This window comes from Mycolicibacterium celeriflavum, assembly GCF_010731795.1.
Classification (GTDB): Bacteria; Actinomycetota; Actinomycetes; order Mycobacteriales; family Mycobacteriaceae; genus Mycobacterium; species Mycobacterium celeriflavum.
On record NZ_AP022591.1, the window covers coordinates 5012852 to 5024249 of the forward strand.

At 65.8% G+C, this 11398-nt stretch carries 6 protein-coding genes and 6 pseudogenes; 7 read left to right on the forward strand and 5 right to left on the reverse strand.

Features of this window, described 5'->3' with window-relative positions; genetic code table 11:
* The first annotated feature begins 4 nt into the window (after nt 1-4).
* The 6 genes and pseudogenes from G6N18_RS24160 (at nt 5) to G6N18_RS24185 (ending at nt 6363) form a co-directional block, all read left to right on the forward strand.
* Nucleotides 5-1301, forward strand: a pseudogene (locus G6N18_RS24160) (acyl-CoA dehydrogenase family protein).
* A gap of 15 nt (nt 1302-1316) precedes the next feature.
* Nucleotides 1317-2093, forward strand: coding sequence for an SDR family NAD(P)-dependent oxidoreductase (locus tag G6N18_RS24165; RefSeq protein ID WP_109749587.1), 777 nt, complete (start codon nt 1317-1319; stop codon nt 2091-2093).
* Nucleotides 2090-3217, forward strand: coding sequence for an LLM class flavin-dependent oxidoreductase (locus tag G6N18_RS24170; protein WP_163689986.1), 1128 nt, complete (start codon nt 2090-2092; stop codon nt 3215-3217). The genes G6N18_RS24165 and G6N18_RS24170 overlap by 4 nt, the downstream gene beginning before the upstream one ends.
* A pseudogene (locus G6N18_RS24175) lies at nt 3214-4379 on the forward strand (sulfotransferase family protein). The gene G6N18_RS24170 and the pseudogene G6N18_RS24175 overlap by 4 nt, the downstream one beginning before the upstream one ends.
* A gap of 40 nt (nt 4380-4419) precedes the next feature.
* Nucleotides 4420-5145 carry a sugar phosphate isomerase/epimerase family protein gene (locus G6N18_RS24180; RefSeq protein ID WP_083006896.1) on the forward strand — a complete coding sequence of 242 codons (726 nt, stop codon included), beginning with the start codon at nt 4420-4422 and terminating at the stop codon, nt 5143-5145.
* 9 nt (nt 5146-5154) lie between these two features.
* Entirely contained in the window at nt 5155-6363 is a 1209-nt protein-coding gene (locus G6N18_RS24185; RefSeq protein ID WP_083006880.1) for a DUF1214 domain-containing protein, read from the forward strand.
* Between the two features lie 11 nt (nt 6364-6374).
* Here G6N18_RS24185 and G6N18_RS24190 read toward each other — a convergent pair whose 3' ends face one another.
* From G6N18_RS24190 to G6N18_RS24210, 5 genes and pseudogenes are all read right to left on the reverse strand, one after another.
* The gene (locus tag G6N18_RS24190; protein WP_083006882.1) at nt 6375-6815 is read right to left on the reverse strand and encodes a hypothetical protein; all 441 of its coding nucleotides are present in this window, start codon (nt 6813-6815) and stop codon (nt 6375-6377) included.
* A 124-nt stretch (nt 6816-6939) separates the two neighbouring features.
* Nucleotides 6940-8297: pseudogene (locus G6N18_RS24195) on the reverse strand (cytochrome P450).
* Nucleotides 8298-8340: 43 nt separating this feature from the next.
* Nucleotides 8341-8529, reverse strand: a complete 189-nt coding sequence (locus G6N18_RS24200; RefSeq protein WP_163689988.1) for a ferredoxin — start codon at nt 8527-8529, stop codon at nt 8341-8343.
* 19 nt (nt 8530-8548) lie between these two features.
* A pseudogene (locus G6N18_RS24205) lies at nt 8549-9413 on the reverse strand (mycofactocin-coupled SDR family oxidoreductase).
* A gap of 32 nt (nt 9414-9445) precedes the next feature.
* Nucleotides 9446-10140 (reverse strand): annotated as a pseudogene (locus G6N18_RS24210) (SDR family NAD(P)-dependent oxidoreductase).
* A 276-nt stretch (nt 10141-10416) separates the two neighbouring features.
* On the opposite strand from G6N18_RS24210, the pseudogene G6N18_RS24215 reads away from it, so the two are divergent.
* A pseudogene (locus G6N18_RS24215) lies at nt 10417-11398 on the forward strand (aldehyde dehydrogenase family protein); the annotation flags it as partial.

The window sequence follows — 11398 nt, forward strand, 5'->3', positions numbered from 1 at the left end:
ACCTGTGGCGTGGGACTTCTCGACGGACCCGGAGTGGGCGGAGCAACTGGCGTGGGTCGAGCAGTTCGTGCGCGAGGAGTGCGAACCGATCGACTACATCGTCAAGGAGTCGCATGACCTCAATGACCCGGTGCGCCAGGCGCTGATCCCGCCGCTGCAGGAGATCGTCAAAGAGCGGGGCTGTGGGCCACCACCTGGGCCCGCACCTCGGCGGGCCCGGTTTCGGTCAGGTCAAACTGGCGCTGCTCAACGAAATCCTCGGCCGATCCGAGTGCGCGCCGATCGTGTTCGGCTCTCAGGCACCGGATTCGGGCAACAGCGAGATCCTTGCCCACTACGGAACACCGGAACTCAAGCAACGGTATCTCGAACCGCTGCTCGACAACCGGATCGTGTCGTGCTTCTCGATGACCGAACCCCACGGCGGCGCCGACCCGAAGGTGTTCACCACCACGGCCACCCGCGACGGTGACCAGTGGGTCATCAACGGCGAGAAGTGGTATTCGTCGTTCGCCTCGATGGCGTCGTTCATCATCGTCATGGCCATGACGGACCCCGATGCCCCGCCTTATCAACGGTATTCGATGTTCGTGGTGCCGGGCGGCACTGCCGGCGTCAACGTGCTGCGCGATGTCGGGCTCGGCTATCAGCCAATCGGCGGTGGCGGGCGAGAAGGGTATGTCCGCTACGAGAACGTCCGCGTACCCGACGATCACATGCTGGGACCGCGCGGCGGCGCCTTCGTCGTCGCGCAGACCAGGCTCGGCGGCGGACGCATCCACCACGCCATGCGAACCGTCGGTCTGGTTCGGCGGATCTTCGACATGCTTACTGAGCGGGCGGTGTCGCGCTACACCCAAGGTTCGGTGCTGGCCGACAAGCAGATGGTGCAGGAGATGATCGCCGACTCGTGGATGGAGATCGAGGCGTTTCGGCTGCTGACCCTGCAGACCGCGTGGAAGATCGACAAATACAACGACTACAAGGCCGTGCGCGGGGACATCTCCGCCGTCAAGGCCATGATGCAGAAGGTGTTACACGACGTGTCGGCACGGGCCCTGCAGCTGCACGGCTCGCTGGGCACCTCGCACGAGATGCCGTTCGTGCAGTACCTGACGGAGTCGTTCGTGTTGGGTCTTGCCGACGGGCCGACCGAGGTCCACAAGGTGACGCTGGCCCGGCTGCTGCTCAAAGACGTCACGCCGGCGCCAGACGCGTTTCCGTCCGAACACCTGCTTCGACTGCGGGCAGCCGCCGAAGCCAAGTTCGCCGACAAGCTCGCGGGTATCCCGCGGAACTGACTGGGAGGGCGCTCGATGTCCTGTGACGGAAAGGTCGCACTGGTGACCGGCACCAGCCGAGGGCTGGGCAGGGCCATCGCGAAGCGGCTCGCCGCCGAGGGCGCGACCGTCGCGTTGACCGCCCGCACACTCGAGCCGGACCCGAAATACCAGGGCTCTCTGCACGAGACACTCGCGGAGATCGAGAGCCAGGGCGGGACAGCGGTCGCGGTGGCCGCCGACCTGTCCCAGAGCGACGAGCGTGAGCGGCTGTTCGCCGAGGTGGACGAAAAGGTCGGAGCCCCCGACATTCTCGTCAACAACGCGGCGGTCACCTTCTTGCGACCGCTGGATGAGTTCCCCGAGCGGCGGGTCCGCCTGATGATCGAGATGCACCTGATGGCTCCGCTGCACCTCACGCAGTTGGCCGTTCCCGCCATGCGTGCCCGCGGCCGCGGCTGGGTGCTCAACGTGACGTCGGTCGGCGGCGACCTGCCCACCGGTCCGCCGTTCTCCGAGTTCGACCGCACCGCCGGTTTCGGCGTCTATGGGACGGTCAAGGCGGCACTGAACCGGCTGACGAAAAGCCTTGCCGCCGAGCTGTATGACGACGGCATCGCGGTCAACGCCGCCGCGCCGACCAATCCGGTCGCCACCGAGGGCGCGGGCTCCCTCGACCTGGCCAAGAGCGATACCGAAGACATCTTGCTGATCACCGAAACCGCGTTCCGGTTGTGCACGGGCGACCCGAAGACGCTGACCGGCAGCATCGCCCACACCCAGGCATTCCTGAAGGAGATCGGCCGGCTATGAGGGTTCAGCCTGCGGCGTACCTGCGCACCACACTGCCGCTGGATCTTTCGGTGCTGGAGACCCTGGACAGCGGCCGCTACCACTCGATCTGGCTACCCGACCATATGGTCAGCTTCTGGCCGGACTCCATCTGGACACCCGAATTCACCGACCTGGCAACGGTTTCACCGTCGCCGCACCGACACCTCGACGGGATGGCGGTCGCGGCAGCCGCCGCGGTGTTGACCCGTAACGTCCCTTTGGCGACCAGCGTCGTCGACACCGTCCGGCGCCACCCGTCGCTGCTTGCGCAGAGCGCGCTGACCATCGACCACCTCGCCAAGGGGCGCTTCATCCTGGGTCTGGGTAGCGGGGAGACCGAGAACACGGTGCCGTACGGCTTCGACTTCGCCCAACCGGTCGGCAGGTTTGAGGAGGCGCTGCACGTCATCCGGCTGCTGTGGGAGAGCGAGGGTCCCGTCGACTTCGACGGACGGTTCTACCGACTGCGGCACGCGCGTCTGGACAGCGAACCGTTCGACGGTCGGCTGCCGCGGATCTGGATCGGCGGCAGCGGGCCTCGCACGCTCGACATCGTCGGGCGCTACGCGGACGGATGGTGGCCCACGGGGGCATGGACGCCGGAGGACTACGCGGAAAAGCTTGCCGCGGTGCGGCTGTCCGCCGAGAGGGCGAGCCGCGACCCGGCGGCGATCACGCCTTGCTTCATTCAGGTAAGCCGGGTGGGTTGTTACGACGCCGCAATCGCCGAGATCCTCGACGCACCGCTGGTGAAGTCCTTCCTGCTGCAGGTGTCCGCCGAGGTGCTGCGCAAGGCAGGGTTCGAGCATCCGATGGGCGAGGATTGGCGCGGATACCAGGACATCGACCCCGCGGTGCTCACCCGCGAGCGCATCGTCGACTTCCTCGACCGGGTCCAACCGGAGATGGTCCTCGCGATGGTGCCGCACGGCACACCGAAACAGCTCGCACGCGTCATCAAGGAGTACGTCGACGCGGGCTTGCGGGTGCCGAAGATCATGGATTACGGCGCCGTGGCGGGCCTGCGGTACACCGCCCAGTCGGCGCAGAATGTGCGCGAGGTGGAGGACGAGCTGATGAACCTGTGCGAAGACGTGCAATGACTCACCTCGACGCGGGAGAGATGCTCGCGCGCGCCGAGGCGGCAACCGGGTTGCACGACTACGGCGATCCGAGACTGCCCGAGCGCTTTTCGTTGGTCGTGGAGCACCTGAATTCGGTCGGCATGGACGCCGGCGGTGCGCGGCGGGCCGCCGAGGTGTGCCACTGGCTGCTGACCTCACGGCTGGAATTCTTCGCCGACCGTCGCCGCTATCCGCTCACCGAGGAGGTCATCGAGCGGCCGATGTTCGTCACCGGCGAACCGCGCTCGGGCACCACGCTGATGCACGCGCTGATGTCGGTGGATCCGGAGTCCCGCGCGCTTCGGTTCTGGGAGGTCATGTACCCGTCACCGCCGCCGGGCACTGTCGAGGCCGCCGATCCGCGGCGCGCACGCGCGGACGCCGACTGGCGCGAGATCAACGCCAAACTGCCGAAGTGGCTGCACAGCCACCCCTACAACGACATGCTGGGCGACGGTCGCCCGAGGACGAACGGACCTGGGCGTTCGACTTCCGGGTGCTCACACCCACCGCGTGGTGGCGGGTGCCGATGCAGACCGTCGTCGGCGGGCTGCCCGCCGACCCGACGGCGCAGTACCGGATCCACAAGGCGATGCTGCAGAACTTCCAGTTTCACCGGCCGCGTAAGCGATGGGTACTCAAGGGATTCCACGGATTCCGGCTCGCCGAGTTCTTCGACGCTTACCCCGACGCGACGCTGCTCTGGTTGCATCGGGACCCGGTACAGGTCGCGGCGTCGCGCACGATGATGATGGCCGACATCCTCGAAGGCATCGTCGGCCCCGTCGATCTGCAGGCCGCCGCGAAGATGCACCTACAGTTGACCCGCGAGAGCATCGCCAACACGATGACCAATCCACTGGTCGACGATCCGCGGATTCTGCACGTGCGCTACACCGACTTCGTCGCCGATCAGGTCGGCACGGTACGTCGCTACTACGCATTCGCGGACCGGGGGCTGAGCGCGGATGCCGGGGCCGCGATGCGCGCCTACCTGGCAGCCAATCCCGGCGATCGGCACGGCAAGTTTCGGTACTCCACTTCGCTGCTGACCGACATCGGCGAAGATCTCGACGCGTTGCACGACGAGTTCCGGCCCTTCCGGGAGCGTTTCGGCGTCGAAATCGAGAAGCGGGGCTGAGGTGACCGACGAACGGCTGTCGGTGCACAGCGTGACGTTCATGGGCGCATCGCTGCGCGAGATGGAGTCGCACTGGCGGGCGCTCGGCGTCCGGCGGCTCAGCCTGATCGACTCGCAGTTGGCCGAGCCGGATCTGGCAACGATGGTCGCGAGCGGGTATTCGGTCGAAACGGTGTGTCACCTGTTCGCAACGCGGGATTCGCTGCTGCGGGTCATCGAGGGGGCGGCCGACGTCGGCGCGAGGGCGGTCTACATGCTGACCGGCGGGCGTGGCAGGCTTGATTGGGCGGACGCCGCCGAGCGTTTCCGCGATGCCGTCACGCCCTGCGTGGCGGCCGCCGAGCAGGCGGGGGTGGCATTGGCGATCGAGAACGCGTCCAGTCTCTACGCCGACATCCACATCGCCCACAGCCTGCGCGACACGATCACACTGGCAGAGATGACCGGGCTGGGAATCTGCATCGACCTGTTTCACTGCTGGGCCGAGGCGGAACTGCCGGCGCTGCTCGAGCGGGCGTTACCGCGAACGCAGGCGATCCAGTTGAGCGACTACGTACTCGGCGACCGCGCCCTGCCTGCGCGCGCCGTGCCCGGCGACGGCACCATTCCCATCGAGCGCTTCGTCGCCACGGTGCTCGGGGCGGGATATCCACATCACTTCGACCTCGAACTGATCGGGCCGCGCATCGAGCGGGAGGGCCGCCTGGAGGCCTCCCGGCGCGCCTGCGCGGTGGTATCGGCGATGCTGGAAGAACGCGACGGCTAGGAGACGGCGATGGCGTTCGGAGACGGCCCGGATGATGCGGCGCTTAAGTCGGCGTGGGAATCCTTCTGCGACCGGTTGAAAGCGGCGGGGGATCGGGTCTTCAAGGACCACAACCCGGCGTCCGGCGTCCATCGTGTCGACGGATTCCGTTTCCTGACACAGAATCTGGGTCAGGCCTTCGACCTCGCACTGGAGACCCGGGACACGCGATACCCGATGATCCACACGTTCTGCCATGCCGGACGCAAACTCGGCGGCGACTGTGCGGACTTCCTCTACCAGCAGGCATGGATCGACGGGAGGTCGACCTACCGCATCACCGGCGAACGCGGCACGGCCAGCTTTCTCAACATCACCGTGCAGGGGCCACGCCGCGAGGGGCCCGGGGTATTGCACGAACCGTTCGGCGATGTGCCCGAGGCAAATCTGACCGGCGCGCAATTGCACACGTCACCCGGCGGAGATTTCGAGATCTACATCGGCGGGCCGCAGCGCGACGGGAACTGGCTGCCCACCACGCTGGGGACGCGAAAGCTGTTCATCCGCCAGGGTTTCGACCGCTGGGATGAGCGACCGGCCCAGATGCACATCGAGCGCGTCGACATGGATTCGTCCCGACCGCTGCCGAATCCTGCAGACATGGTGGCGGCGATCGACTGGGCGGGCGACTTCCTGACCGGAATGATGGCCGACTGGCCCGAATACCCTTTCGTCTATGGGGGAGTCGACGCCGACCGGCCCAACGCGTTCCCCGAGATCGCGTCGACGGGCGCGGACGCGAAGCGAGGCCGCGCCGCGGTGAACATGCACTGGCGCCTCAAGCCCGACGAGGCGGTGATCATCGAGTTCGACGCGCACGACGGGCTGTGGATGCTGACCAACATGGGTGCCTTTTTCACCAGCATGGACTACCTGTACCGCCCGGTGAGCTACACGCCCAGTCGCACCGCAGTCGACGACGACGACCGGGTGCGAATCATCCTCTGTCACGACGACCCGGGCTATCACAACTGGTTGGACACACAGGGATTCGAGCGGGGGAACCTGACCTACCGGCACATGCTTGATGGCGAGCCCGCAACATTGACCACGCGGCTGGTCAAGCGCGCGAATCTCGCCGACGCGCTTCCACCGGACACCGCGACGGTGACGCAGGCGCAGCGCACCGCTCAGATGTGGGAACGCTTCCGCAGTGTTCGGCAGCGCTACGGGTGGTAGCGAGACCTCGCTTACAGCCGTTGCAGCTTGAACGTCCAGAACTGCATGCCGGGGGGACCGTTGAAACAGCCGACGTTGTAATGGGACTCGATGGTTCCCACGAGAGAAACCTCGTCCCACGAGTAGGTCTCACGGGTGGGGAGCACCTGGCCGGGGCAGCGCAAGCCGTCGGGCACGTCGACGGTCATGGTGTAACGCCCGTCGACCAGCTTTGCGGCCCCTTCGTAGTACGCGTAGAACTTCAGCCGCGGACGCGCGCGGACATATACGCAGTCGAGTGGTTTGTCCGGGAGGCAGGTGGTGATATACCAGACCCACGATGCCCGGTCGTACCTGTTGGTGAGCAGATCGTAGTTGCCCAGCGTCATCATGGCCTGCGCCGGCGGAGGCGCGACGAGGCCGGTGGCCATGAGGAGCGCGGCCGCCACGACAAGGATTTTGAAGCGCTTCAACGTCGGTCCTCCCAGTACCCCGCCCCGCTGCTCATCAAATCATCTCTCCGCGAATACCACGTGCCGATCTGTTGTTTGATCGACCGACTCCTCATCGCCTCGTCCCTCGGCGCATCGTCGCCGATCAGGCGATGACGGCGCCTTCCTTGCGTTCGGTGATCGGCCGCGCCAGTTCCTGTTCGTCGCAGACGCTGCAGCTTCTCCAACGTTTCGTCGAGACCCGGGCCGAGCGGCTTGCCCGGCGTGAAGGTCGCGGGCAGATTGCGCATGCCTTGGATCACCCCGATCGTGTCGTAGTGCACGGTGCCCGCGGGGTCGCACGTAGTCGGGCATCCGGTCCAACACAGCCGTCAGCATCGACTTGAAGACCGTGCGCGCCACGTTGGAGCCGACGCACCGGTGCACGCCGATGCCGAAGCTGAAGTGCCGGTTGCCCTTCCGATCGAGAATGACCTCGTTCGGTTTCTCGAACACAGACGGATCGCGGTTGGCCATGGCCCACGACAGCCAGAGCCGCTCGTACTGCTTGAACTGCTGGCCCTCGACCTCGACGTCTTCGGAGAAGGTCCGGCCGTCGCCGGGCGCCGGGGTGAAGAAGCGCAGGAACTCCTCGGTGGCCGGGTGCAGCAGCCTGTCCCGCTCGCGGCTGAGCCGTTCCCGTTGATCGGGGTGCTCGCCGAGCCATTCCAACGCGTGCGCGGTCAGTGCGGTCGTGGTGTCGAAACCTCCGCCGATGATGAGTCCGAGGTTGCCGAGGATCTCCATGTCGGGTGGGGGTTCGCCGTCGATGCGCAACTGCATCAGCGCGTTCACCAGCCCGGGCCGCGGATTCTCGCGGACCTCCATCATGTTGTTGATGAGGTCGATCCCCATCTCGCGGTGCTGCTCGTTGATCTTCTCGCGCTCAACGGAGTGTTCGGGTGTGTACACCGAGGCGTGGGTCGGCTCGCTGTAGACGTTCCACTTCTTGAGGTCGATACCCATCATCGCCAACGTGAAGACCGCGGGTACCACGTTGGCGAGGTGCTCGACGAAGTCGATGCGGCCCGATTCGATGTGCTCATCGAGGGCCGCGCGGGTGATCTCGTCGACGAACGGTTCCCAGCGTTTGATCGCGGCGGGGGACAGGTACGGGTTGAGCGCACCGCGGTAGACACTGTGCTCGGGCTCGTCCATCTCGAGGATGCCGCCGCGAACCACCGTGGCACGACTGGCCTTCGGGATCGTGATGCCCTGAAACGGTGTCTCATTGGTGATGTCGTGGTGATTGGACACTGCAGGGCAGCGGGCCAGTTCGAAGACATGCTTGCTGTCGGCGGCGACCCAGTGCCCGTTGTAGGTGTCCGTCCAGGCCATCGGGCACCGGGACTGCATCTCCTCGGTGATCTTCTCGAACTGCAGCCGGTATTCCGGTGTGTGCCGGTCGAAGTGGTACCTGTGCTTTTTGCGGTCGTCGTCGGTCGCGACATCCTCGATGGTCACGGCGCGTCTCCTATTGCTCGCTCGGCGGCCGGCAGTACCGGCATCATTCGATGACGATGGCCTGTTCCGGACATGACTGCGCCGCCCTCACGAGGTCCTCCTGATCGGCGGGCACCACTTCGTTCACCGGCGATGCATGGCCGTCGACATCGTCGAGTTCGAACGAATCGGGTGAGATCATCGCGCACAGGGTGTGCCCCTGGCAGCGTGTTCCGTCAACCGAAACCTTCACTATCGCAACTCCTTTCCGCCTAGTTGTGGTAGTCGTACCACTTCAGGTAACCGCCGGCGTCGACGCGCAACTGTGCACCGGTGACGAAGCGCGCTTCGTCGGAGGCCAACCACAGCACCGCATTGCTGATGTCCTCCGGCTCGATCCACGGCACCTTCATGGCCTGCTGGACGTAGAACACCGGCTCGGCATCCTTGAGCTCGGGCTTCTCGAGGTCGGGCCGGAAGGAGCGGTACATCGGCTCGCTCTGCAGCATGTTGGTGTTGCAGTTGGTGGGATGCACGACATTGGCTCGGATGCCGCGCGGCTCGAGCTCGGTCGCCAGATCGTGCACGTAGGCCGACAGCGCCCGCTTGGAATGCACGTAGGCCATGCCGCCGGGGTCATTACCCGGGTCGTTCTTCTGGTGGGTGTCCATCAGTGCCGCGGTGGATCCGGTCGCGATGATCGACGCGCCCTCCTTGAGGTGCAGCAGCGACACCTGGATCGCGTTGATGGTGCCGATCAGGTTCGTGTTGATGACGTCGATCCACGCCTGCAGCGGCGGTTGGCCTTTCATCCCGCGACACCGACCTGCGCGACGACGATGTCCAGTCCGCCGAGCTGGGAGATACCGTCCTCGAGCGCGGCTTTCAGCTGCGAGGCCTCGCGCACGTCGGCCTTGGCGGTGACCACGCGCTGACCGGTCTTCTCGATGAAGGCCGCGGTCTCCTCGAGATCCTCCGGGGTGGCCATCGGGTAGCCGATGGTGTCGATGTTCTCGCAGAGGTCGACCGCGATGATGTCGGCGCCTTCCTCGGCCAGCCGTACCGCATGGCTACGCCCTGCCCACGCGCCGCACCGGTGACGAATGCGACCTTTCCTGTACGCGTCCCACTCGAGATCCTTTCCTTGCCTAGCTCGGTTGCCTAGCTCGCTACGTGTTTCGGCCGCCGTTGACGCCCAAGATCTGCCCGGTGATGTAGCCGGCCTCCTCGGAGACCAGGAACGCGCATGCGGCCGCGATGTCCTCGGGCCTGCCGATCCGGCGCACCGGGGTGGTGTCGATGTTCTGCTGCACCACCAGGTAGCCGCGCTCCTCGGACTTGCGCAGCATCGGGGTGTCGATGAATCCCGGAGGCACCGCGTTGACCGTGATGCCGCTGGGTCCATACTCCAGCGCAAGCGACTTCGTCAGCCCGTTGACCGCCGACTTGGCCGCCACATACGACGACATGTAGGGCTGCCCGGAATGGGTGCTCGACGAGGAGATGTTGACGATCCGGCCCCAGCCCGCCTCGACCATGTCGGGCAGCACCGACTGGATGCAGTGGAACACCCCGTTGAGGTTGACGTCGATCACGCGTTGCCAATCGGCGAAACTCAGATCGGTGAAACGTTTGAACTTCTCCATGCCCGCGGCGTTCACCAGAACCGTCACCGGCCCGAGTTGGGCGCACCGCGTCGAGCGCCTCGTCCACCTGGGCGCGGTCGGTCACGTCCGCGGTGAAGGCGAACTCTTCGTCCGACGGGTTGATGTCGATGACGGCAACATGCATGCCGTCGGCGCGCAAGCGGTGCGCCGACCTGTCCGATGCCCGAACCACCTCCGGTCACGACGGCGTTCTTCATGACTCCGCCTGGCCTCCGCCCATCAAGAATCGTCCTTTCGATTATGAGAACCGTACTCTCGCGTCTCGTACCTCCGCAAGACACGATGCGGCTGTGATTCGCACTGGTGAGACGTTCGAGGGCCGATTGTCGCACCGTTATCCGCAGGCAGCGGCGATTCCCGTCATTCCCTTGAGTTCTCTCCAGGCGAATGTATGATTCGCCGGTGATGAGAATGAAGTTTCCATCACACCACAACCCCATTAACCACGCTGGCATTGGCTGCTGAGGAGGATGATGCAGGAAGCGACGACCATCTCGGGTGACGAAGCGGCTCCCGATGCCGCCGTCGACCGGCGCCTGCTGATCGGCGGAAAGCTGCTCGAGACCTCCCGGGCGTTTCCTTCCATCAACCCCGCCACCGGTGAGGTGCTCGGGCATGCGCCCGACGCCACGGTCGCCGACGCCGAAGCCGCGGTGGCGGCGGCGCGGCGCGCGTTCGACGGGACCGACTGGTCGACGAACACCGAACTGCGCATCCGTTGCCTCGAACAATTCCACCGCGCACTGGTCGAGCACCGCGACGAGCTCGCCGCTCTGACGATCGCTGAAGTCGGCGCCACGGAGACTTTGTCAGGGCGCACAGCTGGACCAACCCATCGAGATCGTGCGCTACTACGCCGAGCTGGTGAAGAGCTATCCGCTGACGGAGGATCTCGGCAACATCGAGAGCCGCGGCATGCAGCACCACCGCTGGGTGGAGAAGGAAGCCGCAGGCGTGGTGGCGATCATCGCCTACAACTATCCGAACCAGTTGGCGCTCGCGAAGCTGGCGCCGGCGCTGGCCGCCGGGTGCACGGTGATCCTGAAGTCCGCGCCCGACACCCCGCTGATCACCCTGGCGCTCGGTGAGCTGATCGCCGAGCACACCGACATCCCCGCCGGCGTCGTCAACGTGCTCAGCGGGGCCGACCCCGACGTGGGCGCAGCGCTGACCACCAGCCCGGACGTGGACATGGTGACGTTCACCGGGTCGACGCCGACCGGCCGCCGGATCATGGCGGCCGCCAGCGAGACGCTGAAGAAGGTCTTCCTTGAACTGGGCGGCAAGTCGGCCGCGATCGTCCTCGACGACGCCGACTTCAACACGGCCGCGCTGTTCAGTGCGTTCAGCATGGTGACCCATGCCGGCCAGGGCTGCGCGTTGACGTCGCGGCTGCTGGTGCCGCGTTCGCACCACGACGAGATCGTGGAGCTGGTCAAGAACAACTTCGGCCTC

What these genes read in the sequence shown, in the direction of transcription:
- G6N18_RS24165 (WP_109749587.1), top strand. Translation starts at nt 1,317, where the DNA reads ATGTCCTGTGACGGAAAGGTCGCACTGGTGACCGGCACCAGCCGAGGG.
- G6N18_RS24180 (WP_083006896.1), top strand. Translation starts at nt 4,420, where the DNA reads ATGGGCGCATCGCTGCGCGAGATGGAGTCGCACTGGCGGGCGCTCGGC.
- G6N18_RS24170 (WP_163689986.1), top strand. Translation starts at nt 2,090, where the DNA reads ATGAGGGTTCAGCCTGCGGCGTACCTGCGCACCACACTGCCGCTGGAT.
- G6N18_RS24185 (WP_083006880.1), top strand. Translation starts at nt 5,155, where the DNA reads ATGGCGTTCGGAGACGGCCCGGATGATGCGGCGCTTAAGTCGGCGTGG.